The 25,459-nt window shown below is 57.9% G+C and carries 31 protein-coding genes and 1 pseudogene; 9 read left to right on the top strand and 23 right to left on the bottom strand.

Going from position 1 to position 25,459, the window contains the following annotated elements; genetic code table 11:
* From E5331_RS03165 to E5331_RS03115, 11 genes and pseudogenes are all read right to left on the bottom strand, one after another.
* Positions 1-2,886, bottom strand: a complete 2,886-nt coding sequence (locus E5331_RS03165) for a hypothetical protein (RefSeq protein WP_136013210.1) — start codon at positions 2,884-2,886, stop codon at positions 1-3.
* A 23-nt stretch (positions 2,887-2,909) separates the two neighbouring features.
* Positions 2,910-3,371 carry a hypothetical protein gene (locus tag E5331_RS03160; RefSeq protein WP_136013209.1) on the bottom strand — a complete coding sequence of 154 codons (462 nt, stop codon included), beginning with the start codon at positions 3,369-3,371 and terminating at the stop codon, positions 2,910-2,912.
* Between the two features lie 3 nt (positions 3,372-3,374).
* Positions 3,375-7,850, bottom strand: coding sequence for a tape measure protein (locus tag E5331_RS03155; protein WP_136013208.1), 4,476 nt, complete (start codon positions 7,848-7,850; stop codon positions 3,375-3,377).
* Between the two features lies 1 nt (position 7,851).
* Positions 7,852-8,049, bottom strand: coding sequence for a hypothetical protein (locus tag E5331_RS03150; RefSeq protein ID WP_136013207.1), 198 nt, complete (start codon positions 8,047-8,049; stop codon positions 7,852-7,854).
* Between the two features lie 38 nt (positions 8,050-8,087).
* Positions 8,088-8,579 (bottom strand): hypothetical protein, encoded by a 492-nt coding sequence (locus E5331_RS03145; RefSeq protein WP_123484828.1) that lies wholly within the window; start codon positions 8,577-8,579, stop codon positions 8,088-8,090.
* Between the two features lie 3 nt (positions 8,580-8,582).
* Entirely contained in the window at positions 8,583-9,152 is a 570-nt protein-coding gene (locus E5331_RS03140) for a hypothetical protein (protein WP_275441044.1), read from the bottom strand.
* Entirely contained in the window at positions 9,149-9,469 is a 321-nt protein-coding gene (locus tag E5331_RS03135; protein WP_136013206.1) for a hypothetical protein, read from the bottom strand. Before E5331_RS03135 ends, E5331_RS03140 begins: the two co-directional genes overlap by 4 nt.
* Positions 9,453-9,953 carry a hypothetical protein gene (locus E5331_RS03130; protein WP_136903633.1) on the bottom strand — a complete coding sequence of 167 codons (501 nt, stop codon included), beginning with the start codon at positions 9,951-9,953 and terminating at the stop codon, positions 9,453-9,455. The genes E5331_RS03135 and E5331_RS03130 overlap by 17 nt, the downstream gene beginning before the upstream one ends.
* A gap of 96 nt (positions 9,954-10,049) precedes the next feature.
* On the bottom strand, positions 10,050-10,511 hold the full coding sequence (locus E5331_RS03125) for an N-acetylmuramoyl-L-alanine amidase (RefSeq protein WP_136013204.1): 462 nt from the start codon (positions 10,509-10,511) through the stop codon (positions 10,050-10,052).
* Positions 10,512-10,541: 30 nt separating this feature from the next.
* Positions 10,542-11,480 (bottom strand): annotated as a pseudogene (locus E5331_RS03120) (hypothetical protein); the annotation flags it as partial.
* A 20-nt stretch (positions 11,481-11,500) separates the two neighbouring features.
* Entirely contained in the window at positions 11,501-12,376 is an 876-nt protein-coding gene (locus tag E5331_RS03115; RefSeq protein WP_123484792.1) for an HK97 family phage prohead protease, read from the bottom strand.
* Positions 12,377-12,538: 162 nt separating this feature from the next.
* On the opposite strand from E5331_RS03115, the gene E5331_RS03110 reads away from it, so the two are divergent.
* The 5 genes from E5331_RS03110 (at position 12,539) to E5331_RS03090 (ending at position 17,758) form a co-directional block, all read left to right on the top strand.
* A complete protein-coding gene (locus tag E5331_RS03110; RefSeq protein WP_123484793.1) occupies positions 12,539-13,027 on the top strand; it encodes a DUF1804 family protein in 489 nt (162 codons plus the stop codon).
* Entirely contained in the window at positions 13,017-14,585 is a 1,569-nt protein-coding gene (locus E5331_RS03105) for a hypothetical protein (protein WP_135986377.1), read from the top strand. Before E5331_RS03110 ends, E5331_RS03105 begins: the two co-directional genes overlap by 11 nt.
* 1 nt (position 14,586) lies before the next feature.
* Positions 14,587-15,003, top strand: coding sequence for a phage protein Gp36 family protein (locus E5331_RS03100; RefSeq protein ID WP_123484795.1), 417 nt, complete (start codon positions 14,587-14,589; stop codon positions 15,001-15,003).
* 2 nt (positions 15,004-15,005) lie between these two features.
* Complete coding sequence (locus E5331_RS03095) at positions 15,006-16,307, top strand: phage portal protein family protein (RefSeq protein ID WP_135986375.1); 1,302 nt, start codon at positions 15,006-15,008, stop codon at positions 16,305-16,307.
* 122 nt (positions 16,308-16,429) lie between these two features.
* Positions 16,430-17,758: a phage minor head protein gene (locus E5331_RS03090; RefSeq protein ID WP_136013215.1), complete on the top strand. Its 1,329-nt coding sequence runs from the start codon at positions 16,430-16,432 to the stop codon at positions 17,756-17,758.
* A gap of 154 nt (positions 17,759-17,912) precedes the next feature.
* Here E5331_RS03090 and E5331_RS03085 read toward each other — a convergent pair whose 3' ends face one another.
* Positions 17,913-18,101, bottom strand: coding sequence for a hypothetical protein (locus E5331_RS03085; protein WP_123614896.1), 189 nt, complete (start codon positions 18,099-18,101; stop codon positions 17,913-17,915).
* A gap of 254 nt (positions 18,102-18,355) precedes the next feature.
* Here E5331_RS03085 and E5331_RS03080 point away from each other — a divergent pair, with 254 nt between their 5' ends.
* From E5331_RS03080 to E5331_RS03070, 3 genes are all read left to right on the top strand, one after another.
* On the top strand, positions 18,356-18,598 hold the full coding sequence (locus tag E5331_RS03080) for a hypothetical protein (RefSeq protein ID WP_123484798.1): 243 nt from the start codon (positions 18,356-18,358) through the stop codon (positions 18,596-18,598).
* A gap of 70 nt (positions 18,599-18,668) precedes the next feature.
* Positions 18,669-19,313, top strand: coding sequence for a thymidylate synthase (locus tag E5331_RS03075; RefSeq protein ID WP_136013203.1), 645 nt, complete (start codon positions 18,669-18,671; stop codon positions 19,311-19,313).
* Complete coding sequence (locus tag E5331_RS03070; RefSeq protein WP_135986437.1) at positions 19,310-20,164, top strand: DNA adenine methylase; 855 nt, start codon at positions 19,310-19,312, stop codon at positions 20,162-20,164. Before E5331_RS03075 ends, E5331_RS03070 begins: the two co-directional genes overlap by 4 nt.
* 95 nt (positions 20,165-20,259) lie before the next feature.
* On the opposite strand, the gene E5331_RS03065 is transcribed toward E5331_RS03070, so the two are convergent.
* From E5331_RS03065 to E5331_RS20245, 6 genes are all read right to left on the bottom strand, one after another.
* Positions 20,260-20,640 (bottom strand): hypothetical protein, encoded by a 381-nt coding sequence (locus E5331_RS03065; RefSeq protein ID WP_136013214.1) that lies wholly within the window; start codon positions 20,638-20,640, stop codon positions 20,260-20,262.
* Between the two features lie 92 nt (positions 20,641-20,732).
* Positions 20,733-20,999 (bottom strand): hypothetical protein, encoded by a 267-nt coding sequence (locus E5331_RS03060; RefSeq protein ID WP_123484849.1) that lies wholly within the window; start codon positions 20,997-20,999, stop codon positions 20,733-20,735.
* Positions 20,996-21,550: a phage virion morphogenesis family protein gene (locus E5331_RS03055; protein ID WP_420813746.1), complete on the bottom strand. Its 555-nt coding sequence runs from the start codon at positions 21,548-21,550 to the stop codon at positions 20,996-20,998. The genes E5331_RS03060 and E5331_RS03055 overlap by 4 nt, the downstream gene beginning before the upstream one ends.
* 1 nt (position 21,551) lies before the next feature.
* Complete coding sequence (locus E5331_RS03050) at positions 21,552-21,812, bottom strand: hypothetical protein (RefSeq protein ID WP_123484774.1); 261 nt, start codon at positions 21,810-21,812, stop codon at positions 21,552-21,554.
* A gap of 215 nt (positions 21,813-22,027) precedes the next feature.
* Positions 22,028-22,684, bottom strand: coding sequence for a DUF3164 family protein (locus E5331_RS03040; protein ID WP_136013202.1), 657 nt, complete (start codon positions 22,682-22,684; stop codon positions 22,028-22,030).
* Positions 22,685-22,706: 22 nt separating this feature from the next.
* Positions 22,707-22,880 carry a hypothetical protein gene (locus E5331_RS20245; RefSeq protein WP_168355118.1) on the bottom strand — a complete coding sequence of 58 codons (174 nt, stop codon included), beginning with the start codon at positions 22,878-22,880 and terminating at the stop codon, positions 22,707-22,709.
* On the opposite strand from E5331_RS20245, the gene E5331_RS20600 reads away from it, so the two are divergent.
* Positions 22,879-23,391 (top strand): hypothetical protein, encoded by a 513-nt coding sequence (locus E5331_RS20600; protein WP_169477697.1) that lies wholly within the window; start codon positions 22,879-22,881, stop codon positions 23,389-23,391. The genes E5331_RS20245 and E5331_RS20600 overlap by 2 nt on opposite strands.
* Here E5331_RS20600 and E5331_RS03030 read toward each other — a convergent pair.
* The 5 genes from E5331_RS03030 to E5331_RS03015 are packed head-to-tail and all read right to left on the bottom strand — an operon-like array spanning position 23,372 to position 25,452.
* Positions 23,372-23,596, bottom strand: coding sequence for a hypothetical protein (locus E5331_RS03030; RefSeq protein ID WP_123484817.1), 225 nt, complete (start codon positions 23,594-23,596; stop codon positions 23,372-23,374). The two genes, E5331_RS20600 and E5331_RS03030, sit on opposite strands and share 20 nt — an antisense overlap.
* Entirely contained in the window at positions 23,589-23,762 is a 174-nt protein-coding gene (locus tag E5331_RS20240) for a hypothetical protein (RefSeq protein WP_168355117.1), read from the bottom strand. Before E5331_RS20240 ends, E5331_RS03030 begins: the two co-directional genes overlap by 8 nt.
* Before the next feature lie 6 nt (positions 23,763-23,768).
* Positions 23,769-23,987, bottom strand: coding sequence for a hypothetical protein (locus E5331_RS03025; RefSeq protein ID WP_135986395.1), 219 nt, complete (start codon positions 23,985-23,987; stop codon positions 23,769-23,771).
* A 2-nt stretch (positions 23,988-23,989) separates the two neighbouring features.
* Complete coding sequence (locus E5331_RS03020; protein ID WP_135986397.1) at positions 23,990-24,616, bottom strand: DNA repair protein RadA family protein; 627 nt, start codon at positions 24,614-24,616, stop codon at positions 23,990-23,992.
* Positions 24,617-24,618: 2 nt separating this feature from the next.
* Complete coding sequence (locus E5331_RS03015; RefSeq protein WP_420813745.1) at positions 24,619-25,452, bottom strand: AAA family ATPase; 834 nt, start codon at positions 25,450-25,452, stop codon at positions 24,619-24,621.
* Between the last annotated feature and the right edge of the window lie 7 nt (positions 25,453-25,459).

The raw sequence follows: 25,459 nt of genomic DNA, 5'->3' as shown, positions 1-25,459 counted from the left end.
TTATTTTTTGAGTGAGAATGTCGTTTCAAATGTCTTTGGCTGAGGCGCCGCCCCGTCGAGTATCGAGACCTTGACGCGGAACACGACCTGCCGTGCCTCGTGCCAGTTGGACGGCATGTCCGCCGGGGTGATGTCCACCGTCATGAAGCTCGACGAGTGCTCTATGTTCCAGAGCAGGTCCTCGCCGGGGAGGCCGCTTTCCCGGGTCCACTCCACCTGCGAGGCGTCGACGCTTATGTCCATCTCCCCGTGCCGCAGGACGAAGCCGAGCTGCGTGCACTCCTGCCCGAAGCGGAAGAACCGCCCGTTGGAGCTTGTCACGGCGAGGGTGAAGCTGGAGTCGCCGACGATGCAGGCCCATTCGAGGTTGTTGTACCGGGGTTCGAGGCCGACCGTCGCGGCCGGGGCCACGCAGCGCCAGCAGCAGCCTGCGTGCCACGCCTGGTGCTGTATGTACCGCCCGCTGTCCGGGTCCTTCCCCTTGATGTAGGAGGCCGCGGGATCCCACCTGCCGACATCGACTATCTCATAGACGGGGTTCCCCTTGTAGTCGACGCGCAGAAGGTCCTGGATTATCGCGCCCCTGGCGAAGAGGTAGGGGTGGTCGTAGTTTATCGGCAGGCCGTTGAACAGGCTCAGGTTCTTGGGGCGGCCAAGCGAGAGGTAGTAGTTGGGTTCCTCAAGGATCGGCTTGGTCACGCCTTCAAGGTACATTATGCACCCCTCGCGGCTCGATATGTACCAGCAGCTCTGGCGGTCCTTGTCCACCGCGTTGCCCCTGCGGTTTATGACCATCCCCTTCACGGGCGCGAAGTTCTTCCCCGCGGGCACCTCCGCGTCGGGGTACGTCACGACGGTCAGCGTGTTGGCGCTCGCGTTGACCGACACCGGGCGGAACCAGGAGGTGAAGTGGCTGCCGTCGGCAAGCAGCGTGTTGACCGAGCCGTATATGACGTCGTGCTCTCTGAAGGCGTGGAAGTCGAAGTCCCACCGCTTGCGCATGGTCAGCACGTAGGTGTCCGGGGCGGTCTGCTCCACCTTCTCCACGGTGCCGGACTCGGAGAACACGAAGTCGCTCTCGACGGCGCTGAGGCGGTTGAAGATAAGCTCCATCACCTTCATGTAGGTGCGAACCTCTATGCTCTCCACCTGCGCGTTGCCCTGGTCATCGACGCCGGCGCCCATGCCGGCGAGCATGGAGTTGACGAATGTTCCGGCCTCGAGCCCTCCCTTTGCCTTCAGCAGTCCTTCCGAGACAAGCCCCTTCAGGAAGGTTATAAATCCTTTGGCCGTGTCGTCGGCCTTGCGGCTCAAGGCACGCTCGGCTATCTCGGCCACGGTGCGCAGGGCGCTCAGCAGGTTGCTGTCGGTCAGCTTCGTCAGGTCGCCTGTCTTTATTATGTCGGGAAGGGCCGACATGGAGGCAAGTCCCTTTGCATAGTTCCTGACGGAGCTGATGCTGTCGGCCACCTTGTCCATTGCCGTCCGGCTAAGTGCGTCCCCTATCTCGATGTCCATCTGCGAGGGGAGGTTGACCTTCCGCGTCACCTTGGTTATGCGGCTGTCGCGGTACCCGGACTCCGGAAAGTATTCCGAGCTCTCGAGACGCACCCGGCGCCCTATGTAGAGGTCGGCGCCGGTCTGTTCCACCCACACATGGTCGGTGGGGGCCCTGAATACCGCTATGTCTATGGCGTGTTCGGAATTGAAGGCATCGACGGCGTCCTTGAACTCCTGCTCGGCAAGCGCGTAGTATTCGTCCGGCATCCTTATGTTCCAGAGTATGTAGCGGTCTCCCGCCTTCGGGACGAGCGTGTCGTTGGGGAGCTGGGTGTCATCATCCGGGAATATCGTGATTATCTCGAACTCCCCTGTGGAGCTATTGTAATTTGTCTCAAAATAGTATGTCCCGTTGTCGTCGTTCCCAAGTCCGGCAAGCTCGCTCCCTTCCTGGAAGCTCACACGCTTGACAAGGCCCGCGATCTCATAGTCATTGGGGTTGAACGGCAGGTCGCTGTCCTTGAAATAGTATATGGTGAAGTCCTTGCCGTCGTCGCCTTTTCTGGTCTCGGAGCGCACGGAGCTGACGGTGCCTGTCCTTCGCGGGTATATGTCCGCGAAGGCGGCTGTCTCGTAGTGGTCCACACGCCCGTATTTCTCGGCGTTGACCTCGACATATTTCTGTCCGCCGGGAAGCTGCAGCCTGCTGTGGCCGTAGCGCGACGAGTCGATGTTGCGGCGGCTGCCCACCGGGTAGAGCCTGGTGTAGAACTTGACATTCCGCGCCGTTCCCGGGTCTATCGACACGAGGCCGTTGTCGTATCCGAGCGTCAGGGGCTCGCCGCGCTCGCAGCGGCAAATGTTGACGGTCTGCCCGTCGAACCAGTATTCCGCCCCGGTTTTTTCCGCTATCTCGCGAAGGGCCTCGTCGCAGTATTTTCCCTCGTAGTCGATGACGATGTTCTCCGTGCCGGAAACCTCGCCCACCTTCCAGTCGGCGCCGCCGCCCATGCCGGCGTTTATGCATCTCACGACCAGGGCGGCGTGCTCCCTCGCGGAGGCGGTCAGGGTGAACACCGGCTCCTGCGCGCCGTCGGTGTCGTTCAGGACCAGCAGGTTCTTTATCCTGCTCTCGATCCCGTAGAGCTTGAGGTCGTAGGCCCACTCGAGGGTGGACTTCTGCCTCGGGCGGTACCGCTCGGCCAGCCGGTAAGTCTCGCCGAGGAACTCGGCCATGTCGTCCACGTCGAGCGCCACATACTCCGGCAGGGTGAACGAAAGGGTCAGGACGTTGTCGCCCTGGATCTCCTTCGCCTGGGTGGAGCTGTCGCCCGGCGAGAGCACGGCCTTCACCGCGCCGTCTTTTCCGTATATCGTTATTGCCATGTCTGAACGGTGTTGGAATGTGGTTAGAATGTCGGTTCGGGTTCCTTGAATGTCACCTTGAAGCGCCCCGCGTGGACGCCTTCGTTCCAAAGGTAGGTGAGCGGTCTGTATCCGGGACAGCTGACATAGAACATCCGCATGGTCATGTCCAGCGATGGGAACGAGAATGTCAGCCACCCTCCGTCACCCTGCTTGAGCATGGTGATGAAGGCACGGTATCTCGCTAGCCATTCCCTCCTTGTCGGGGCGAATATGGCGAAATGCAGCGTGACCTCGCGCTCCTGGTTCCTGACCTCGAGGGTGTCGGAGTATTTCACCCCGTCGCGCTCGCGTATGTCCACGCCGACATGCGCCTTGGCCTTGGAGGGCGTCATTATGGTCGTGAGGTTCTCCCTGCCCCCCTTCTTTTCCTCGGTCAGAAACGCGCCGTACTCTTTCCAGATGTCGGCCCCGTTGATTGTCACAAGTCCTTCGAGTGCTTCCATTGCCTATATCTTTATTCCGTCCCGCATTATCTTCTCAATCATGTCCCTTATCTCAGCCACGCCCGCGGCGCTCGACCCGGTGTTCTCGGCGATCCGCGCGAGGTATCCCTCGGCGATATTCATTTTCTCCGCCACGTTCTCGACCGTCGAGTCAATCTCCGAAACGTGCATCAGCACGCCCGTGAACACTCCCTCGAGCTTCGTTCCCTGGTCCTGGGTCATGGCCGTGTAGGTTCCGGCACGCCCGTTCTGGGAGTGTCCCTCCCCGCCGCGGATGTCTATCCCGGCCTCGCCGAGCATCCCAGCGACGGTCTCCATCAACCCCTCCAGCGTCGGGAGGCTGCTTCCATAGCGGTCTATGAGTCCGCCGGTGAGCTTTGCCACCTCGCCCATCAGCTCCGTCTCGGCCAGCTTCCCTTCGGCGTACTTCTCATACACGGCTGCGATGTCGTCGCTGAAGGTTCCCACCACCTTCTCGATGACGATTGTCCGCAGCATGTCAGAGACTATGTCCCGGAACGTTTCAGAGGCATATTCCCTGAAGGAGTCGAGGGCGTCCTTCCCGCTGTCCAGCCAGTCCCACAGGCTGTCGACAAGGTTATCGACGAGAGGCTCGTACATCGAGCTGACGTACTCGCGCAGGTTCCGCAGGTACTCGTCATATTTTTCCCGCAGTTCAATCAGCGCCTCGAGGGTTTCGCGGGTCTGCCCCACGAGCTTGTCGCCGTAGTTGTCGAGTATGGACTTGGCGAGTTCTTTGTCTATAAGGCCCTTGTCGTCGAACAGTTCGCCGAGTCCGTTGTTGCGGGCCCAGGTGACAAGATCCTCGGTCTTCTGTGAGTGACCGCCTATGCCGGTGCCAAGGAAGCCGCTGCTCTTCTTCCGGGTCTCGATGCGCAGGTTGTTGACGGCGGCTGTGGTCCCCTCGTCATATCCTCCCTGCCCCCACAGGTCGCGCCATTCGTCCCACCATGACAGTGCCGAAAGATTCCCCATGACCCAGTTGAAGGCTCCGGTGAGCCAGCCGCCCCCGCTCTGGTTGCGGTATATGGCCTGGGCCTCGGACGCTTTCTTGACATAGGTGGCATAAACCTCGTCGTGGTGCTCGCGCCAGTCCTTGAGGTTCCGCAAGCCGTCCTCGGCAAACCATGAGTCCTCTTCCTGCCGCGCCTCAAGCACTGCGAGCCTGTACTGGCTGACTGCATCCGTAAGGGCGTTTATCTCCCTGACCTTCTCGGCGTAGGCCTCGTATTCCTTGAATGCCTTGTTGCTGCCGAGCTCGCTGATCTTCTGCAAGAGCTGCACGGCTGTGGACACGATAGTCAGTATGATAGATGCCTTTTCGACTGCCGAAACTGCCTCTACTCCGACCTTCTGCACCGTGGCGATTCCATTGATTGTGTCAGTGATAAAGGTGCCGACATCGAATATCAGACCAATTATCTCTCCGGCAGTCCCTCCAATAGCCTCGCCTACGCCCTTTATGGCCTCGGCAAGCTGGGATACCTTGTCGCGGGCCTCCTTTTCGGCCTTGACAAAGTTGTTGCTCGCCTTGGTGTGCCTGTCCTTGGCCTCGGTATATTTTTTCATGGCATCCCCCATGCTGAGATAGGTCCCCACTATAACGGGCTTGCCGCTGGCATCGAAACCCTCGGATTTCAGTCCGGTGAACACCTTTCCGCCATTGGTCACGGTGTCAAGCTGCCTCTTTGCAGCCGCGAGCTCGCGGTTGGCCGAGGTCAGTTCCTCCGCCCGCTTTGACAGATTCCCGAACGGGTCCCTGCTGTCAATCTCCTCCATCAGAGAGCGGATGGTGTCGGTGTATTCGCGAAGGTCCTGCGGGTCGAGCGCGGAGGAAGCCGCGCTCTTGGCTTTCTCGAACTGCTTCAACAGCTCCTGCAACGTCTCTGTCGAGGTGTCGCGCAGATCCTCGAACGCGCGGACATATTCCGGCGACCGGCGCAGGACCTCGAAGTCGTGGTTCGCAAGCTCGCGGCCCCTGGACTTTACCGCCTCCGCTATCGAGCGGTCGTAGACAGCCATGGCTGCCTCGTCGCCGGCTGCCTCGGCCTGCAACCGGCCCTGGCGCAGTCCCTCGATGTTCTCGTTGTGCCTGCGCTCTATCTCGAGGCGCTTGTCGGCGTATGACTGGTACTGGTCGGCCAGTTCTTTGTACAGCCTCGAAGTCGCTGCCTTGTATATGGATTCGTTGAGTTCGTCGGAGCGTTCAATCTCCGACCGCTGGCCGTCAGTAAGACCGTCGGGGCCAAGACCTGTCATTCCGGCTTTGGCGTTCTGAGTCCGCCAGTCGCTACGCTGCTTGTCGGCAGCTGCTTTTCTCGCCTTGTATTCTTCCCGGATCTGGCGGATCTTCTTCTGAAGTCCCTCCTCCATCACCTCGACCTCGGCCTCGTCATTCTCCTGCTGCAGCGCGACAAGTTCGAGCCCGAGTTTGCGGCGCTGCTCTTTCATGCGGTCTTCCTCGCGATGCTGCTGTTCGCGCTTCTTCACCGCGGATTCGGCATCCTTGTCGGTGCCGGGACTGACCTTGTCATATTCCTTCTTGGCTGCATCGACTGCCTCCTTGAGTTTTTTCGCCTTCTCCTCGAATTCGGACTTGGTCATGGAGCCCGAGGTTTTCCCTATGAATTCGTTGTACTCCTTGAGGGCCTTCTCGTACTCCCTTCTGGCAGATGCGGCCCACGTCGCCGGGTTCTCCTTGTCGGACTCCCGGCGGTTCTGTTCCGCGCGCAGCTTGTTCAACTGGTACTGCAGCTCCTCGCGGGTATATGTGCCCTCTGTGGCGGCATTTCCTTTTAACGCGCCGTACTTCTTCTCTTGGAGTTCCATCTGCGCCAGCAGCTCCTCGCGGGCCTTTACCTGCGCCGCGAGGGTCTCGTTGCTTATTCCTGTCAGGTTCGCGAAGTAGGCGTTGACCTCCTCCTTGCGTACGGCGGCGGAAAGGTTCCTTCTCTTGCCGAGAAGGTTCTTCAGCTCTGTATCCTCCGCAGATGACAGGCCGCCTGTGCGATGGCTGTATGTTCCCCATGTGGATGATGACGTCACATAGCGCCCGGTCGCCTTCTTTGCCTCGAGCTCGGCTATGCGCCTCTCCACGGCATCGAGCTCGTTCTGCGGGTTCGTGATGGACCTGCCGCTCTCGAGGGCTGCTATCTCCTCCTTGATCTGTTTGATGTTTTTAAGTTTCTCGTACTCGGTGTCATACTTGGCGAAAATGTCCGGGTACTTCATCTCGAGCCTGTTCAGGGCCTCGCGCCGGGTGTCGGTCGATACGGCCTCATTGCCGGCAATGGAGCAGAGTTCTTCTATTTTATGGCGGTGTTCCTCCTCTGCCTCGATGGTCTTCTGTTTCTGTGCCTGGTAGTCCTCTTCGGCCTCCCTAAGCCGTTCGGTCTCAGTCTTCATGGAGACGAGAGCCACGGCGCATCCGGCGAGCAGCGTGGCCACGAGGACGTAGGGGTTGGAGAGCATGGTGGCATTGAGCATTTTCTGTGCCTTCTCCACGAGCAGCAGCCAGTTGTAATGCAGAGCCTCGGCTGCCGTGGCCCACCCCTTCATGGCGGTGACGGTCATCAGTGCAGTGCGGTAAACGCCGTAAGTGGCGGCTACGCCGAGCAGTATGCGCCCGAAACGCTCATAATGCTCTATCATGTACGACACGTCGGAAAGTGTGCCGCTGATGATTCCCTGCGACTTCTGTCCGATTTCGTTGAACATCATCTGAATGGCATCCTCAATGTTGGAGATCTGTCCGGCGATGGTCTTTGACTGCGCCTCCATGAGACCGCCGAACTTGCCGCCTTCGTCGGTCAGGCTCTCGATGACCTTCTGCACCTCGGGGAATCCCACTTTGCCTGCTTCCACGAGTTCCTTGACCCTGCTCTCGGCCACGCCGAACTGTTTGGCGAGCTCACCAAGCATCGGTATGCCGCGCCCGGTGAACTGATTGAGGTCTTGGGTGTATAGGCGGCCCTGCGCCATCGTGGTGCCGTAGAGATACACGAGGTCGTTCAGCGGCACGGACAGGCCGGCGGCGATGTCGCCCAGCCTCACGAGCGTGCCGTTGACTTTCTCCGCCTCAAGACCGTAGGCGAGAAGCTGTTTCGCACCGCCGGCCACGTCCTCGAGTCCGAAGGGGGTCGTGGCAGCCGTCCTGACGAGCTGCTGCATGAGCGCGTCGGCTTTGGAGGCGCTCCCGAGCATTGTGCGGAATGCGACCTCCAGCTGCTGGAACTCGCCGCGCACCGACGCTATCTTCGACACGAGTTCCTTCATGGCGAATGCACCGGCAAGCCTCTTGACAGTCTTATCCATGGACGAGGTCGCCTTGTCGAGCTCCTCCATCTCGCGCTTCGCCTTCCGGGTCTCGGCTGTAAGCTCTGAAACGCCGCCCCGGGCGCTCCTGGCCCCCGGGGTGACGCGGTCGTTCAGTATTATTTCTATCCTTACGGGCTGCATGTCATTTTTCGAGTTGGCTTCTGAAGAATCCCGCTATCTCTCCGGCCTCTTCCTCGGCGGTCCTGCCGGGCACGACCTCTTTCGCCTTGCGGCGCACATAGCGGGGCGCGTCGCTCAGCATCATGATCAGGGTCTGGTAGTTCACGCCGGTGAGTATGTAGTCCACGCTCCAGCCTGTGGCGCCGGCTATCTGCCACACAAACCCGAAGAGGCTATGGGAGCCTTCGTATGAGGCTCTTAACTCCCCTTCCTTCTTTGGCTCGTCCTCGGCTTCATCGGGTTCGTCCGCTCCGCCGATCTGATAATAGGTATAAAAGGGTCTGTGCCCATCAGCGACACGAACCTGCGCATCGCCCCGAGCAGGTGCTCGTTGCTCATCCAGTGCCGCACCGCCCATGTCACGGGCCGCAGAAGGATCCGGCGCTTAAGTTCGCCACGGCATATCGTCAGCGCGATCATGCGGGCTATCTTCAGGCCGTGCTCCGCGAGGAAGCGCATCTCCTGCTCCTTGGTGAACTCCCACATCTGCCGGCTGGTGACGCCCATGGAGAGATAGATCCTCGCTATCCGTATCTGCCCGTCGAGGCACGGGCGGCGCATCGTGGCGCGTATCTCCACCGGCTTTTTCCTGAAGGGGAGGCGGAGGCTCTTCAGCGGCACGGACACTCCCGCGTCGAGAAGGGCGTCCGCACCCTCCATCTCTATGTGCCGGATTGTGGCTTCGTCCATGGCTTATCCTTCGGGCTGTGCGGCCTGTTCGCCGGACGTGGATTTCTTTGGCAGCAGCCACCCGTCCTTTTCAGTCCATTCGGCGGGGAGGCTCGATGTCTCGAACACGCCGTAAGGGGGTATTCCGGCGGTGGCCGGCATGGACAGTTTCAGCTCGACCTCGATCTTCGCGGTCTCGGTCAGCGTCAGCTTGCCGGCAAGGTCGGAGAGCAGCGTGGCGTTGGGAATGAGGACTGACTGCCCGGACACGAGGGCGATTTCCCACGGCCCTTCCAGAACGAGGGCCGCGGCGGGAGCCGTCCAGCCCACCGTCTTGTCGCCTGATTTGTGCAGGTCGCCGCCGAGCAGCTGTCTGAGACTGTCAAAGTTGAGCTGTATCATGTCGAACTTGGGCGAGATCTTGCCGTTGGACTGCGGTATGACGAGCACGGCCGCGCCGGGCACCTGCTCGGCCTCGATTTCGGCGGCCTCGGGCTTGACGCCGCCCATGTCGAAAGAGTTCTTGGCTATATAGCCCACGGGGGCTCCCTTGTATTTCACGGCTCCGATGCCGTACATGAAGTCTTTGTTCATTTTTGGTCCTTTTTGAATATTCTGAATATTGTTGTAAATGACGCGCCTGCAGCGATTCCTGTCGCGAGAAGATATAGCTTATCGAAAAGGGAACTGTCGCGCCGTCCCTCCTCGGCCCGGTTTAGTTCATCCTGTTTCTGCTCAAGGGCGTCGCGGGCGGTGTGGTAGAGCGCCTCGTAATATTCCACCTGACGCTGCAGGGAGTCGCAGGTGCCGGTGATATAGATTATACCGCCTTGATGGGTGGCCTCTACATGGGCGCGGTCCTTGCTCTCGCGGTAGGCGGCTCCTTCGGGCAGCTTAAGGAGGCTGTCCACGGATATCGCCAGGCTCACCCGGCTCTCCGGCACCGGAAGCGTAGTTATCGTTCTGGTCGCTGACGCGGTAGTGTCGCTCTTCGCGAAGGTCGAAGATGTCTGCTCCTGCTGCGTCTGTGTCTTTTGGGTTGTCGCGCAGCTTGAAAAGCACAGGGCAATAGTCAGAATGACGACAACCGGAAGCAGCCTCGACAGCCTTGCGCAGCCGGGCCATTTCTCTCTTGGTAGAGGCCATCTCTTTCTTTGTGGCCTGAAGGTCCTCTCGTGTTGCATTGAGTTCTTCTTTTAAGGGTTTGACGATGTTCTCCACCAGAATCCGTGTAGCGTTCTCGGTGTTGGTGATGCGCACGGTCTCTGCGTCAGCCTTTGCCTTCTCCGCATCGGCGTTGGCCTTGCGCACAGTGGCTTTCATGGTGGCCACTGCCACCACGAGCCCCACAAGGCCGGTGCCGAGAAGAATGTTTAGGATTTCGCTGAAATTCATAGCTAACGAGCGTAAACGGATGCTTGCATTTGCTTACCGAGTGACGCATGAATTGCGCCTGGCGAGCGACATCGCTGTGTTTGGTTTGATTGGTTGTTACTGGTATATGCCTATTGACCTGAGCCATTTCTGCACGTCGAAACTCGGGCAGGCCTTGGCCGCGACCTCGTTGTGGCCGATGATGCGGACCTCGGGGAAGCGGCGGTGAAAGTCTTTCACGTATGCCTCCATAGCCTTGAGCTGCGCCGGCGTCCTGGTGTCCCTGGGATTCATCGAGCTGTCGCAGCCGCCGGCATAGACGACATGACGGCTGACGGAGTTGTAGCCCCTGGCGCCGTTGGTGATTTCCCACGGATCCACGTTGGCGTCCTCGTTGTTGTCGACGAGCCGCTCGACTTTGCCGTCAAGATGGATGATGTCGGTATAGCCGACCTGCTTCCATCCTCGACCGCCGGCCGACACCGGGGAGAGGTGCATGCGCCGGATGTCGGCGGCAGTCACCTCGCGCCCTTCGGGTGTCGCGGTGCAGTGCAGTACGAGATACTTCAACCGGGCCATCGCTTATTCAGTGGCTGCCGCCTTTTTGGTGAACTTGGGCGTGGCACGGAAATCGGCCACGATGAATTCCTCACCGAAGGCGATGTTGGTGTCGGCCTTCATGAGCAGCTTGAAGAAGTACAGCTCCGATGCCGGCGCATACTTGTCGATCTGAATTACCGACTCGTCGTTCTGGAGGTTGACAGCGGCGAAGAAGTTGCCGTCGGCATCCTGGGAACAGAGGGTGGCGACGATGAGCCCTTCGGGCCATGCTGCCACGGTCTCGATGGTGATGCCTTTGTAGCGCTTGCGGTTGACTTCGGTCTCGCTGGCGTTCTTGGCCTCGCGCTCGGTCAGCTCGTCGTCGTACTTGTCGAAGTCCTCGACGCTCATGATGATGCGCAGCGAGGGGTTTGAGCGCATGGCCTTGGGGATGGCGGCGCGTACAGCCTTGAGCTTCTTGAGCATAGTGTCGGCCTTCGACACGTCGACACATTTGTAGTCGGCGGCTTTGGCCGCCTGTGTGAGGATGCCGTTCATGAGCTTGGTGTCATCCCCGTCCTCGACGTATTCGCCGTTGACGTAGTGGTCACCGAGTTCAAACTGCACCTGCTTGGACAGGGCGTCGAGAAGGGCGTTCTGCGCTTCAGGAGGGAGCTGGGCGAACACGAGGTTGCCTTTGGGCTGCCATTTGCGCCAGATCTGCTCAAAGGCCCGGGGATTGAACAGGGTGAAGGCCATGAAGTCGTGGGGCTCGAGCGTCTGCTCAGACCAGTTGAAGTCGCCCTTGCTGTCCTCGATAACGGGATTCTCCTTGCGTTTCTGGAGCATGCGGCCCACCTTCAGACGGGGAATGCTGATTTTCTTTTCCACGCCGGGAATGACGTGGATCAGGCCTTTCTCCACAAGCTCGTTGCTCGTGGTGGCGACGGTAAGGATTCTCTCGAGTACCTCGCCGTTGTAATTGGTGTTGTCTACTTTGATTGCCATGTCTGTATGGGGTTGTGGTGTTACTTCTTGAGCCTGTTGCGGATTTCATCCATGCGAAGTTCCCACGGGCCTTTCTTTGGGAGCTCGTCGTTCTCGGGTTCGGTCTGCAGTGTGGCACTGAGTTTCTGCGCCGGAGCGATGGAGTCGAGGGTGGCGTTGAGGGTTTCGATGCCCACTGTCTTGCCGAGGTCAAGGAAGTGTTGCTTCTTATCCGCCGGAATCTTTTTGGCGGCTATGGCGCCGTCGACTGCGGCGGTGATCTGCTCGAGCTTGAGCTGCTCGTTTTCCCTGCGGATGTTCTCGGCCTCGTCGCCGGCGGTCTTGAGCGCGGCGAGTTTCGCGTTGACGGCGGCCTCGTCTGCCGTTTCCGGCAGGCCTAACTGTAAGGCGAGTGCTTTTAGTTCCATTTGCGGTTCGTTGTTTGTTGGTTTATGGTTCAGCCTCGGGAGGGGGCAGTCGCCGCCCTCGCTCAGCGTTATTAACTGTCCGTCCTTGTGAAGCCGGATGGCGTCGTTGTTGGCCCCGATATCGACGAGCGATACCTCTATCAGCCTGGCCTTGGTGACGGTGGCGTAGCGCTGCCCGGGCAGCAGGTGCCTGCGGTCCTCGCTTGTCTCGATTATCTCGAAGCCGATGCTCACCATCCGAAGCGACCCGAACTCCCACTGCTTTTTGCACTGGCATGACAGTTCGGTGGCCTCGTCAAAGGCGAGCTCGCCGGTGATCTCTCCCTTCTCTTTCTTTATCTCCTTTATAAGTCCGATGGCCTTGCCTCGGTTGTGCATGTAGAGGAGTATGGGGTTGCGCTCATATTGGGATATGTCCACGCCGTCGGTCAGGACGCGGTACCCGTAGCTGTTGAGCGTGTCGTTTGTCAGTCTTACTCTGTTGCCCATTGCGGTCGTGTGATTGTTTGCGGCGCAAAGTTGGCCACACGCCCGCCAATCTCCAAAAAAGTGTGCAACGGTTGCACACTTCTATGCAACGGTTGCACACTTTTTTGCCCGGCCTCCCTTTTTCAGCCACCTTTGCCCCATAATTCATTATCGCATCCCCGTATGACTAAAGCTGAACTTGAAAAAAAGAGAGACCTGGCGCGCACCCTGTATCTTTCGGGAAAGGAGCAGACCGAGATAGCAGAGATGGTCGGCGTGTCAAGGGTCACGATATCGAAATGGTGCGCGGCCGACGGATGGAAGGAGACCCGCGCGGCAAAGACCATCACGCGCCCGGAGCTTATCAAGAAGCTGCTCCTGGCGACTAACACGCTGCTCGACAAGGTCAACGAATCGGGCGACCTCGCGCTTATCGACAGCCTCGGCGACAAGCTCTCGAAACTGACCGCCGCCATCGACAAGCTCGACAAGTCACAGGCTAACGTCGTGGCTGCCATAGAGGTGTTCACCGCATTCTCCAAATATCTTGAATTCCGCTCCAGGACCGACCCGGAGGTGACCCTCGAGTTCATCAAGAAGGTCAACAAGCTCCAGGACGGATTCCTGATCGAGTCATTCAACAAGGGGGCACTCGTGGAATATGGCGACTAAGCTGACAAAGGAGCAGAGGGAGGCCTTCGAGCAGTGGAAGGAGCACTGCCGGGAGGTTCAGGCTCTGACGGCCGAATCGCTGTCGGTCGTCAAGGAATCCCCCGTAGAGAAGGAGCGGCGCATCAGGCGGCTGCTTTCCAACTATGACGAGTTCTGCGAGTATTACTTCGCCCACTTCCTCACCCTGCGCGACAAGGCCACCGGCGAGGTCGTCCGCATGATCCACAACGCCCCGTTCCACACCAGGGCGGCGCTCAAGATAAGGAACACGCCTAATCTTAAGGCGGTGTTCAAGTGGCCGCGCGGCCATGCCAAGTCAACACACATCGGCGTGTTCATCCCCCTGTGGCTTATATTCCAGCCTAAGAGCCTCGTCAGTTTTATGATTACAGTCGGCAAGTCGCAGGACAGCGCCAACCGTCTGATAGGCGACATACAGGCTGAGCTGGAATACAACCAGAAGATCATCGCGGACTTCGGAGAGCAGAAGAACCTCGGGCTTTGGCTCCAGGGGGAGTTCAAGACCAAGGGGGGAACCAAGTTCCTCGCCGTGGGCCGCGGACAGTCTCCCCGCGGCCTCCGTGACCGTGAGGCCCGCCCGGACTATATCGTCATCGACGACCTTGACGATGACGAGCTCTGCCGCAACGAGAAGCGCGTCAAGGAACTCACCGATTGGGTGAAGGAGGCACTCTTCGGCGCGCTCGATGTCGGACGTGGCAGATTCATAATGGTCGGGAACCTTATATCCAAGACCTCGGTGCTTGCCAATATCGCCGCCTCCAAAGGCGTCCATGTGTCCGAGGTCAAGGCCGTCGACCGTGACGGCAATCCTGTATGGGCTGAAAAATGGACTAAGGAGGAGGCGGAGTCCGTCAGGGATTTCATGGGATACCGGGCATGGGAAAAGGAGATGATGCACAACCCGATTACGGACGGAACCATCTTCCGCCATGAGTGGATCCGCTTCAAGCGTATGCCGAAACTCGAGAAGTACGATATGCTCGTGTGCTACACAGACCCGTCGTTCAAATCGACAACGGCCAACGACTACAAGGCCTGCCGGCTGTGGGGCAAGATCGGGACCGAGCTGCACCTTATCGACTGCTATGTCCGGCAGGGCACGGTGTCGGAGATGGTGCGCTGGCAGTATGACCTATATGAGCGCACGCGAGACCGCGTGGCTATCACCTTCTTGATGGAGGCCAATTTCATGCAGGACATAATCCTTGACGAGTTTGCTGCCGAGGGTAATATCCGGGGTTACCAGTTGCCCATTCTGCCCGACACCCGCAAGAAGCCGGAGAAGGTGCAGCGCATCGAGGCGGTGTCGCCGCTGTGGGAGCGCGGCTTCGTGTTCTACAACGAGGCCCTGAAGGAGTCCCCGGACATGGAGGTCGGCATCGAGCAGACCCTCGCGCTCGAGCGGGGCTCCCGCGCGCATGATGACGCGCCCGATGCCGACGAGGGCGCAATCTGGTACCTGCAGCGCAGCTCTCGTCAGGAAGTTTTCAAACCGGTGGCGGTTCCGCGCCGCTCGCCTAAAAATATATGGTAGCATGTTTATCGACAATGAAGATTACAGGGTGGTGATAGGCGATGCGGCCCTGAAGGTCGTGTCGCAGTCTTCGCCTGAGAATATAGCCAATGCCGAGGCGGAGGCCATCGAGGAAATTTCGGGCTATCTGCGCCCTGTCTATGACACCGGCGCGATATTCGCCGCGACCGGCGGTGACCGCAACCGGCTGATTGTGATGTACACCGCCGACATCGTCCTGTACCACCTCACTGCCTCGCAGCCGCAGAAGATGGGCAGCGAGATTCGCAAGGAGCGCTATGAGCGCGCTGTCAGATGGCTCGAGGGCGTGCAGGCCGGCAGGATTGTCCCCGACCTTCCTCTTGTCGTGTCCGGTGACGGCAGCTCCGGATTCGGCATTTCCTATCATTCACTCCCCAAACTGAGACACGACTGGTGACAATGGGACGCAGACAGAACAGACCGAAACTGGGCCGGGCGCAGAAGGATGCCCGGTCAAGGATACAGAAGCAGTCATCCGTTATCCTGGAGCTGCACCGCTATGCGGAGTTTTTCTCAAAAAACGACATCGAGGACTGGCGCCGGGCATGGCAGAGCGCGATAGATCCGCGCCACCCGTCCCGGCAGAAGCTCTACGACATCTATCGCGACGCCATGACCGACTCGCACCTCTCGGGCTGCATACAGCAGCGCGTGGGCTTTGTCATGTCGCGCTCGTTCAAGCTCGTGAATGAGGACGGCGACCAGGTCGAGGCGGCGGAGCACCTGTTCGACCAGTCGTGGTTCAAGGACCTGTGCCGGCTTTGCCTGGAGTCGATATGGTACGGCCACTCGCTCATCGAGCTTGGCGATGTCGTCACCGACGGCGACGGCCATCCCGCATTCTCCGGCGTGTCGCTCATTCCCCGCAAGCATGTGATCCCGGAAAAAGGCCGTGTGGTGCGGCGCGCGGGCATGAACTGGGAGACCGGCATCGAGTTCCGGGAGCGGCCGTGGAGCGACTGGCTTATCGAGGCCGGACGTCCCGACGACCTCGGGCTGCTGCTCAAGGCCGCACTCCACACAATTCCCAAGAGGCACGCTATGACGTTCTGGGACTGCTTCGCGGAAATCTTCGGAATGCCCTGGCGCATCGCCCGCACTTCCACCCGCGACCCGAAGGAGTTCCAGCGTCTGCAGGATATGATCTACAACGGCGGAGCAGGCCAGGGTATGGTCGCCGGCATGGAGACGGAGATCCAGTTCGTGGAATCCGGTAAGGGCGACGCCTTCAACGTCTATGACAGGCGCATCGACCGGGCCAATTCCGAAATGTCCAAACTGGTCATCGGCCAGACCATGACCATCGAGGACGGCTCGTCGCTCTCGCAGTCGCAGACACACCTGCAGGTGTTCATGAACCTGGTAGAGTCCGACCGCGACTTCCTGCGCGACATCGTCAACAACCGGCTGATTCCGCTCATGGTCCTGCACGGGTTCCCTGTGAAGGGTCTGCGCTTCGAGTGGGACGACGCGGTGGACTACACCCCGGAGCAGCAGGTGGCATACGAGACGATGATCGCCGACCGCTACGAGGTCGATCCGTCGTATTTCGCCGACAAGTACAATATGCCTGTCGGGGAGCGGCGCAATCCCATGGCGCTCCCTCCGGCCGGGAAGGCCGACGGGTCCGAAAAGTCTGAGAAGTCTGACGATGACAAGACTGCAGAGGATGGCAAGGAGAAAAAACATTTTTTCGATTAGGCCCCTCTGACTACGAGGGGCTGCACCGACGCTATGCCTCGCTGATTGACGGAATGGAGATTAAGAAACTCGCATCGCCCGGCGATGACGTGCGCAGGCGTCTGTCCTCGCTTTTCAACGGCATGATGAAGTCGCTCTTCAACGAGAAAGGCTCGGAGTTCCGTGTCGAGCTTGTGGCCGACCCGGCGGTGCAGGAGTTTGTCGGCGCCCATGCCTCGGCTCTCGACTCGGCGTTTGAGAAGGTGGATATGTCGGAGGCCATGCGCCGGCGCCTTACCCGGTCGAATTACATTTTTTCCGGCATGAAGGCGTTTCACGAGCTGCACGAGGCGTTCCCCTCGCTTCTTGATGAGAACGGCGACAGAAAGCCGTTTGAACGGTTTTTGAATGATGTTCAAAGCATCGACAAGACGTATAACGCCAACTATCTCCGGGCTGAGTATAACTTCGTGGCGGCGTCCGCGGAGATGGCCGGGAGGTGGGAGCAGTTCATGGCCGACGGCGACCGATACAATCTCCAGTACCGCACACAGCACGATGACAAGGTGCGCCCGGAACACGCCGCCATCGACGGAGTGACCCTGCCGCTTTCTGACTCATTCTGGGAGGAGTTCTACCCGCCCAACGGCTGGAACTGCCGCTGTACCGTGGTACAGGTGCGGAAGTCAAAGTGTCCCGCTACAGACCATGACGAGGCGATGCGCCTCGGCGACGAGGCCCTGCAGCGCGACACTAAGGGAATGTTCCGGTTCAACGCCGGAAAGGAGGGGAAGTCCGTTCCGGACTATAACCCCTACACCGTCAGCCGGTGCCGGAACTGCGACATAGCCAAGGGTGACAAAGGAGGCAAGCTCGCCCGGTCTTTCGTGCCGGACAACGAGGTCTGCAAGGCGTGTGTCCTTATCAGGAACTCCAGACGCTGCGCCAATAAAGAACTTTACGACCGACTGAAATCCGACCCTGATTACCTTGACGTGGCCATGGATGACAAAACCGGCGGGGTTAAGGGTATTCACAGAGGCCACATCGTCCATTCATCAGACAAGGAGAATACATTCTTCGCTGAGAAACTGACTTCAACCGACCTTGAACTGCTTTGCCAGGATATATTGTTCCGAAAGGGTCATTCCTGTATCCTGGAAAATGAAACCCAACTTGATGCTTCCGGCCTGCAGTTGCCACAGTTGGACACGCTGACCGATGGGGAATATATCGATATCCGCGCCATTACTGAGAACGGCAAGAACACCATACGCAACGCCCTTAATTCCAAAAAGAAGCAACTGAAGAATTTCAACAGGAAGACCGGGGCGGACTGTCATTCCGTGATCCTGTATTTCCATGACCCGGACATGTTCGATGAAGGCCAAATTATAAACCAATTAGGGCAGACTCTTAAATCTGTCATCTGTGTCTTCAAGAATGGAACGATACGCAATATCACAAAATAAGCCGACTCGAAAGTCAGCTTATGACCCAGGCGACGGTGAAGTTCCCTCGCCTTCTTAGGCTATCGCAAAATTATTAATTATTTTCCAGACACAAAAGTTTATGGACAAGAAAAATATAAATATTCGTCAGAAAATGTTTCAAGAGGGCAAAAAGTTATTCATCCATTGCCTGATGGTGAGAATTTACACCGAAACCCACTGTCATGGATGCGTCTCCTTTGACAAAATTAGGGACATCATAGGGGAAAGGATATATGATGGGGTATTTGCTCCCGGCTTCTTTGATTACCTCCGGCTTGCTGCGTTGTTTGCCGTAACCGCATTTCGCCCTGACAAGTGGCATCGATCCGTTATTTTGGATCAACCGGTAAAACCTGCTAAAAAAGAATAGATCCAATGTCTTCTATGACCTGAAATACCATTGTCCATCCGGGGGCGGGCACAAAAAAATGCCCCCGGCCTGTTATTTAGACGTCTCACTTTCTAAAAACAAATAGCACCACTGTGCAGCCGCCGAGGGCATTATGCCATCCCTGGCTGCACAGTGGCGCTGTTTTTAATAAGTGAGACACTGCAAAATTAATAAATTTTCCTGACATGACTGTATTTGAGATTCTGAAATTTAACAGGGAGATGCTTGAAAGACTCGGGCGAATGGGTGTGAGGCTCGACGACACCCGCTATATTGATCTCTTCTCGGAGTTCTGCGACATGGTGAACTCCGGCGACAAGGTCTCCTATGCCGTGGCCGTCCTCGCGGACCGATACGGAGTAAGCGAGCGAAAGGTTTACAGCCTTCTCCGGCACTTCCGTACTGACTGCAGCCACGATGCATTGTGATTGCCGTTCTCGATGGCGGGGGAACAGTCCCCTATGCCTACCTTTGCGCCATCACCAACAATCAACAGAAATGGCACGAAACAAATATCATCAAATTCTTGCCCGGATTCTTGACACAGGCAAGCACCAGATCAACAAGAAGGGCAACATCACTTACCTTATCAACGAGCAGCTCTCGCTTTCCCCGGCAGACCTGCTTGAAATTTTCGAGGGGCACGGACTGGCCCGCCGCAAGCTCCGCTCGGAGCTGCGCCTCTTCATGAGCGGCGAGCGCTCGGTGGAGAAGTACCGCGAGGCCGGAATAAACTGGTGGGACTACTGCGGCTCGATCCTTGTCAACTCCTACCCCACCTACTTCGAGAAGCTGCCGCCGCTGCTCGCCCGGATAAACTCGGAGCGCCGCCCGTCAAAGAACTATGTGCTGTTCCTCGGCGCTACCGAGGCCGAGAGCAGCCAGGCGCCATGCCTGTCGCTCGTGCAGTTCCAGATCGAGGACGGGGAACTTGTAGTGTCGGCCTACCAGCGCAGCTCCGACGCGAACCTCGGGCTGCCGGCCGACATATACCACCTCTACCTCATGGCCCGGCACATAGACTTCCCCCTCAAGTCGATAACACTGTTCCTGGGCAACGTGCATGTGTACGACAACAATATCGAGAACACACGCCGCCTCCTTGCAGGTGAGGACGGCGTAAAATTCGAGCTGAACGTATGAGCCGCCTTTATCTGTCCGCTCCACTGCCCTTTGTGGGGCAGAAGCGAATGTTCGCAAAACACTTCATCGAGGTGGTAAGGCAATACCCTGCCGGAACTGTGTTCGTCGACCTTTTCGGTGGCTCCGGGCTGCTGTCGCATATCACTAAGCATATCCATCCCGCCTCCCGGGTAATATACAACGATTTTGACAACTACCGCCGGCGCATCGAGGAGATTCCGCGTACCAACGCCCTGCTTGACCGTATCCGTCCCATTGCCTCGCGGTTCCCGCGCCACAAGCCCGTGACCGGCGAGGCGAGGGAGGAAATTTTCAGGCTGCTCGAGCAGGAGGAGCGCGAGACAGGCTATCTCGACTTCATCACGCTGTCGTCATCGCTGATGTTCTCGATGAAGTACAAGATGAGCATCCCTGAAATGCGCAGGGAAACGCTCTACAACAATGTCCGCAAAACCGGATATGCCGAATGCCCTGACTATCTTGCCGGACTGGAGATAGAGTCGTGCGACTACCGGGAGCTGTTCGAGCGCTTCAGGAACATGCCCGGCGTGGTGTTCCTGGTCGACCCTCCCTATCTGTCAACCGAGGTCGGCACTTACCGCATGTCATGGCGTCTCGCCGACTACCTCGACGTGCTGTCTGTGCTCTCCGGCCATGACTTCGTTTATTTCACCTCCGACAAGTCCTCTCTCGTGGAGCTGTGCGAGTGGATGGGGCGCAACCCGTCGCTCGGAAACCCTTTCGAGCGCTGCCGGCGCAGGGAGTTTGACGCGACCATGAACTACAATGCCCGCTACACGGACATAATGCTCTTCACCGAGCTGGGCAATGCCCCGGAGGAGGCCGTCTGAGGCCGCTTCCGCGCCCATATATAGCCGAGAGAGCCGCAACCCGATAAAGGATGCGGCTCTCTCTTTCCTTTGCGACACGGCGCGTTTATGGGACCTTATTTCAGATGTCGGAATCCGACGCAGGTATAGGTCTCGATGTTCTCGACAATATCCTCGTGGTTGTGGTTGGTTGCAGAACTGTCAATGTCAAACTCCATGAAGGTGTTTCCCTCCAGGCCGGCAAGCAGCTCATGAATCCTGTCGAGCAGCCGGAACTCGCCGATGCCTTTCTGCTCTGCCCAGTCTGTAACCACATGGAGGTTGATCAGCGGCTGTGCCCGGTATTCGACTCCCGGCACAATGGCGTGCCACTTGAAGGGCACGAACTCGATGAACACTGCCGGACGCTCCCATGCGACCTCCTGTTCGATAAACTCGACATTATGGTTCCATAGGTCTATGTGCCTTATCGCACGAGGATAAATATCATCATCCATGTCTGCCTCGTCCGGGCGTTCATAATATTCTCCGGCTGCATTGACGCACAATGCCTCGAGCCTATTCTTGATTGCGTTATATATTTCCTCTCTCATTTCTTATTAATTTTATCGGTGACTGACTGGGAGAAGCGGAAGACTGTGTAGCACTCCGTATGCGGAAAGGGAATCTTATCACATACTAAGCGACAGCGGTCTTTGGCAAACCCCATACAATAGTCTTGAAAATCGCAACTTTCATTACATAGCCCATGCCCACTCTCGGTAATAGCATCAACTTCTTCCTCGGTCAGATCTACTGCTTCATAAAATTTCCCATTCAGCACTAAGCCGTTGAGGGGTTTGTCATTTTCTCTCATTTAATATTGAAATTTATATTGTTGATGTACTCGTTAAGGTTCTCTTCGATGATTTCCCTCACCGCAGCCTCAACTTCCGGCGATTTCCCGAGGAACTTGCGCTGCGGTATCTTGATGGTGCCTCCGACCTTCATAAGCGCCATCGCCTTCCAGAAGTCAGCCTCGGAAGTGAGCTGCCTGTTTCTCTTGTCCTGCCTCAACGTGCCGTCCTTACGTCGGCCGAAGGAGCCGGTGGCGGAGTAGTATTTGTACCAGAAGAAGCGCTTCATCCTGGCGGTCACCTTTATCTCGCCCCCCTCGTTGTGGATGGCGGCGTAGGGAAGGTCGCTGAAGAACACGATGCTGCTCTCCCTTATCTCGCTCCGGACGCTCCGGCGGAGGGCGCCGGTGTCAACAAGTATGTGGCCGCCCGGACGTGTCGGGCTTTTGCGCCTGGCCCATGACTGCGAGAAGAAGGCCTCGCGCTCGAAATTCCGGTCGAACTCGTCGCCGAGCTCCACCTTGATGTCGCGCAGTATGCTCTTGAAGATGGCGCGTGTCTGCCGGTCAATGTCATTCATCCGTATCTTCTTTTTCGGGGTTTTCGTCTGCAAAGTCAAACAGGCTCGGCATGTCGGACGCCACGACCGGGGTTTCAAGCCCTGCCGTGGCGTTCATGATGTTGTAGAAAGTGCGCTCGCTGATCCAATAGGCCGGATATATGTACCTGCGCCATATCTCCCGGTTGCTCAGTCCGCTCCTGGCGTACCGGTCATATATCCGGTTTATGTCCTCGACGCGCTTTCTGTAGGACATGCCGCGCTTGTCTGCCATTGCTGTCACATGGTTTTAACCTGTATCTGTCTGTAAGGTCTGATGTCGAGTGTCGTCACGCTGCTCACCGTGACCCGGCCGCTGCCTTCGCACTGCGGACACGGAGCCGGGTGTCTCCGGGGCGCGTCGGTCTGCTGTATCCCGGTGCCGTGACATTCCTTGCACACCGCGATCCGGGGCGGTCTCTTGATTTCTTTTTCCATTTTCATCAGGTTTTAATCAACATCGGTCATGCCAAGGGGTATGTAGCACCATGCGCCCTTGTCGTTCTTGTACTGGGCGCGGATGAACTTCTTGGAGACGGTCGGCTGGTATGCCTCCTCTATGATTTTCACGCCCTCGAGGAACTGCTCGCTGCCGCTGTCCTCGGCCATCTTGCGGAGCTGAAGCACGCGGCTGGCCTTGATGTTGCCCTGCCCGTCGCGGCTGAGAAGGCGCAGCACGGCGTTGACGAGGGCTTTGGTGGCATCGTCCTTGGCGAGGCTCTCTATGTAGCCCTTGACCATGGCGATGCCGTCCTCCACGGTGTCACGGTAGCCGTCGATGGTGTTCACCCCGAGGATGACGCGCAGCGTGCTGTCGGAGTTGGTGAACGTGTGGCTGTTCTGCCCGTTGCGGGCCACGCCGGTGATTTCCGACTTCATGCCCAGGATGGTCTCGAAGTTGCCGAATATGGCCTCCTTGACCTGCTTGATCCGCTCGCTCAGCTCGCGGAGCTGCGGAATGGTGGCGGCGACTTCCTCGTCGACCATGTCGGCGTACTGTTTGCGCTGCTCCTTGCGCTCCTGCTCGCGGCGCTTCTTCTCTTTCTCGGCCTTGAAAGCCTCGAATTCCTGACGCTCTTCGGCTGTCATTTCCACTTTTTCTGTCATATCTCTTGTTTTTTAAGGGTTGTTATTCGTTTTCTTTGCAGGGGACTTCCTCTATTCTGTACCACTCGACGTCGGGGTTCTCGAGCCCGAAGAACTCTATAACCCCGTCGCGGTCGAGATAGCCGTCGTATTCGGGCGTGAGTATGTGGCCGGTGGAGCGTTCCCTGAGTTTTATTTTCCAATGTCGCTTCTTCATGTTTTTATTATGCTTGACCCATGCTCATGGGAATTATTATTACTTGCTGCCGGGATTGCTGAGTCTTTGGCAGCTCTGGCATTTCCACCGGCTGCCGGCGTATGCCGCCTTTGCGCTCGATGCTCTTGAGCTTCCGGCGCAGTTCCCGGTGTTCCTCGGCGGTGATATGGTAGAAATCCTTGCCGATTATCCGGGCATCGCGGCACAGCAGATTGACGCGCCCCCAGTCGGTTGTATCAACTCCCATCTGCTGCATGAGTTTGAGAGTCTTGCTGCGCTCCCTGCGGAGCTCGTCCTGCCCGCAGACCTTGCGCTTGATATCCTCGCAGCAGCGGTCGTACTCTTCCCGCGTCATCTCGCGGAGGCTGTCGGTGCGCCCTCCGGTGTGCCGGTGTACCAGATTCTTTTTCATATCATCGCGGTCGGTGTAAAAATCAAGAGCCTTGATTGCCGCATAGAACCGGGCGAAGTTTGTTACTTCCTGTTTCATATTATACGCATGTTTTATTAGCTAAATCGATCATGACACCAGTATGGTATCTTTCAAGCCACATAAGAGCTTCATCAATTTTGGTTTTTACCATCGCTGTATCCCTTGTTGTCTCGGTTACAGCCACTACTTCAAGGTAATGAAGTGCAGCATTGAGCGAAGTTCTTGTCTTGCCGCATAACTCATCAAGAACCTGAAGTTGGACTTTATCTTTGTCTTTAGCCATTGTTCTTTTTTCTGTTTAGTTCACTTAATCGGTTTCTCTCCTTGAGGACTACCGTCCAGTTGCAGTAATTGCAGCACCGACCGTCCTCTTTGATTGGCCACGGATCGTTGCCGTATTCCGCGACCTCTTTGCCGCAGATGCAGCAGGTAAATTTTGTCTCACTCATAATCGTTTATTTTATATTCGGTTTCCAGTCTATCGTCACCATTGCAGCCACCTCGCCGGTGCCGGCACAGTCCGGGCATGGCTGAAAATCCGGTCCTTCGGAAGTGTCTATACCAAATCCTCCCCTGCCGTTGCAATAAGGACATGTCATCGGGGCGGTCATAAACGCCTCCTTGTGTATCCGGCTGTCCGGCTCGATGATTATCATTGTTCGTTTCTTACTCATAGTTATCCGGGATTGTTGGTCGTTTTCAATATTCCTTCCGTCCATACCGGGTAATATACACCCGGTGCCGGGATAAAGCGGCCCTGGCAGTAGGCCTTATAGCCGCTGACCCTGACCTTCACCCCCGCGAAGAACTTAAGTCTGACGGCGGCCTTGCCCATCGGCTGCCCCTTGTGCTCCTGGCTGATGAAGATGAAGCATTTCCGGGGGAAGCTCTTTATCAGGGACTCGGTCTCGGGGTACTCCCACCCCGCGGCCTGGAAGCTGTCGATGATGACGAACCTCGGGCTTTTCTTGCATCTGAGCCGCGCCGTCAGTTCCTCGATGGTGTCGGAGGTGGCGATGCGGAACCGCCCCTGCACCTCGTTCATCTTGAACCTGGCGATGCGTTTCTGGAAGGACTGCCCCACTCCTTCCTCGTAGCTCATGAACAGGACGGTGCCGTACTCGGTGAGCTTCCGCGCGAGCTGCATCACGAAGCTGCTCTTGCCGGAGCCTGACTGCCCATGGATGAGCCATGTCTCGTTGACGGTGGGCAGCCCGAAGGCCTCGGCCCACTCGCCGTCCCACGGCAGGGTCCTGTAGGTCTTGGCAAGCACCTCTTTGGGGCTGAACGCTCTCTTCGGCATAGTCACTGTCTTTTAAGTTTTTCGATTTCGGTATATACGCGACGCAGCCCGCCTCCGGTCTTGCGCACTATCTGCGCTATGTCGGCGCCATCGGGGGCGTTGACCTTCGCCACGATCCGGGCTTGTTCGAGCAGGAAGGCACGGCGGTCTTCGCCATTGTCAGGCGTGACCTTGCTGAAGCGGTCGCCGTAGCGGCTCAGCATCTCGGTATAGCCGACCTTCCTGCACTCTATCGAGCGGTTGATCTTCTCCTTGAGCCCGTCAGCACCCATCATATACCACGCACAGCAGCGCTCGGTCGCGTTCCATAGGGCTTTCAACTCAAGGAAGGCTTCGTACTGAAGGTCGCCGGCCTCATCGAGTATTATAAGAGGTTGCTCGATAGAGCGCAGGTAAAACACAAGGTCGCCGTAGACATCACTGTACCGACCTTTGCTGTCGACACCAAATTCGGCTGCAATCTTACGAATGAGCTTCAGCTTGGTCTTGACCTGCGAGCAGTCGATATAGACGGCGTTGCGGTGGCTCTGCACGTAGAGCCGGGCGGTGAAGGTCTTCCCTATGTTCGGCTCGTCGCAGAGTATGCCGCTGACACCAGACTGCTGGCAGAACTCCAATTGCGCGGTGACGTACTGGAACACCGGGGTCTTGGCGGCCTTCCACTCTATCTCGTCGCGGAGGCTCACGCCGAGCTTGCGGGCGATGCTTATCCAGTTGGCGTCGCTCAGCACCCGGTCGGTCTGGCCGTTCTTGACGGCGCTGTAGGCCGAGGTGGTGATGCCCAGCGAGGCGGCGTGCTTGGAGTCGCTCGGGTAGTTCCGCCGGGCCACCGTGATCGCGGCG

Source organism: Lepagella muris (assembly GCF_004793975.1).
Lineage (GTDB): Bacteria > Bacteroidota > Bacteroidia > Bacteroidales > Muribaculaceae > Lepagella > Lepagella muris.
This window is presented reverse-complemented; position numbering and strand designations above follow the sequence as displayed.

What these genes read in the sequence shown, in the direction of transcription:
- E5331_RS03165 (WP_136013210.1), bottom strand. Translation starts at nt 2,886, where the DNA reads ATGGCAATAACGATATACGGAAAAGACGGCGCGGTGAAGGCCGTGCTC.
- E5331_RS03160 (WP_136013209.1), bottom strand. Translation starts at nt 3,371, where the DNA reads ATGGAAGCACTCGAAGGACTTGTGACAATCAACGGGGCCGACATCTGG.
- E5331_RS03155 (WP_136013208.1), bottom strand. Translation starts at nt 7,850, where the DNA reads ATGCAGCCCGTAAGGATAGAAATAATACTGAACGACCGCGTCACCCCG.
- E5331_RS03145 (WP_123484828.1), bottom strand. Translation starts at nt 8,579, where the DNA reads ATGGACGAAGCCACAATCCGGCACATAGAGATGGAGGGTGCGGACGCC.
- E5331_RS03140 (WP_275441044.1), bottom strand. Translation starts at nt 9,152, where the DNA reads ATGAACAAAGACTTCATGTACGGCATCGGAGCCGTGAAATACAAGGGA.
- E5331_RS03130 (WP_136903633.1), bottom strand. Translation starts at nt 9,953, where the DNA reads ATGAATTTCAGCGAAATCCTAAACATTCTTCTCGGCACCGGCCTTGTG.
- E5331_RS03125 (WP_136013204.1), bottom strand. Translation starts at nt 10,511, where the DNA reads ATGGCCCGGTTGAAGTATCTCGTACTGCACTGCACCGCGACACCCGAA.
- E5331_RS03115 (WP_123484792.1), bottom strand. Translation starts at nt 12,376, where the DNA reads ATGGGCAACAGAGTAAGACTGACAAACGACACGCTCAACAGCTACGGG.
- E5331_RS03110 (WP_123484793.1), top strand. Translation starts at nt 12,539, where the DNA reads ATGACTAAAGCTGAACTTGAAAAAAAGAGAGACCTGGCGCGCACCCTG.
- E5331_RS03105 (WP_135986377.1), top strand. Translation starts at nt 13,017, where the DNA reads ATGGCGACTAAGCTGACAAAGGAGCAGAGGGAGGCCTTCGAGCAGTGG.
- E5331_RS03100 (WP_123484795.1), top strand. Translation starts at nt 14,587, where the DNA reads ATGTTTATCGACAATGAAGATTACAGGGTGGTGATAGGCGATGCGGCC.
- E5331_RS03095 (WP_135986375.1), top strand. Translation starts at nt 15,006, where the DNA reads ATGGGACGCAGACAGAACAGACCGAAACTGGGCCGGGCGCAGAAGGAT.
- E5331_RS03090 (WP_136013215.1), top strand. Translation starts at nt 16,430, where the DNA reads ATGATGAAGTCGCTCTTCAACGAGAAAGGCTCGGAGTTCCGTGTCGAG.
- E5331_RS03085 (WP_123614896.1), bottom strand. Translation starts at nt 18,101, where the DNA reads ATGCCACTTGTCAGGGCGAAATGCGGTTACGGCAAACAACGCAGCAAG.
- E5331_RS03080 (WP_123484798.1), top strand. Translation starts at nt 18,356, where the DNA reads ATGACTGTATTTGAGATTCTGAAATTTAACAGGGAGATGCTTGAAAGA.
- E5331_RS03075 (WP_136013203.1), top strand. Translation starts at nt 18,669, where the DNA reads ATGGCACGAAACAAATATCATCAAATTCTTGCCCGGATTCTTGACACA.
- E5331_RS03070 (WP_135986437.1), top strand. Translation starts at nt 19,310, where the DNA reads ATGAGCCGCCTTTATCTGTCCGCTCCACTGCCCTTTGTGGGGCAGAAG.
- E5331_RS03065 (WP_136013214.1), bottom strand. Translation starts at nt 20,640, where the DNA reads ATGGATGATGATATTTATCCTCGTGCGATAAGGCACATAGACCTATGG.
- E5331_RS03060 (WP_123484849.1), bottom strand. Translation starts at nt 20,999, where the DNA reads ATGAGAGAAAATGACAAACCCCTCAACGGCTTAGTGCTGAATGGGAAA.
- E5331_RS03050 (WP_123484774.1), bottom strand. Translation starts at nt 21,812, where the DNA reads ATGGCAGACAAGCGCGGCATGTCCTACAGAAAGCGCGTCGAGGACATA.
- E5331_RS03040 (WP_136013202.1), bottom strand. Translation starts at nt 22,684, where the DNA reads ATGACAGAAAAAGTGGAAATGACAGCCGAAGAGCGTCAGGAATTCGAG.
- E5331_RS20600 (WP_169477697.1), top strand. Translation starts at nt 22,879, where the DNA reads ATGTTTTTATTATGCTTGACCCATGCTCATGGGAATTATTATTACTTG.
- E5331_RS20245 (WP_168355118.1), bottom strand. Translation starts at nt 22,880, where the DNA reads ATGAAGAAGCGACATTGGAAAATAAAACTCAGGGAACGCTCCACCGGC.
- E5331_RS03030 (WP_123484817.1), bottom strand. Translation starts at nt 23,596, where the DNA reads ATGGCTAAAGACAAAGATAAAGTCCAACTTCAGGTTCTTGATGAGTTA.
- E5331_RS20240 (WP_168355117.1), bottom strand. Translation starts at nt 23,762, where the DNA reads ATGAGTGAGACAAAATTTACCTGCTGCATCTGCGGCAAAGAGGTCGCG.
- E5331_RS03025 (WP_135986395.1), bottom strand. Translation starts at nt 23,987, where the DNA reads ATGAGTAAGAAACGAACAATGATAATCATCGAGCCGGACAGCCGGATA.
- E5331_RS03020 (WP_135986397.1), bottom strand. Translation starts at nt 24,616, where the DNA reads ATGCCGAAGAGAGCGTTCAGCCCCAAAGAGGTGCTTGCCAAGACCTAC.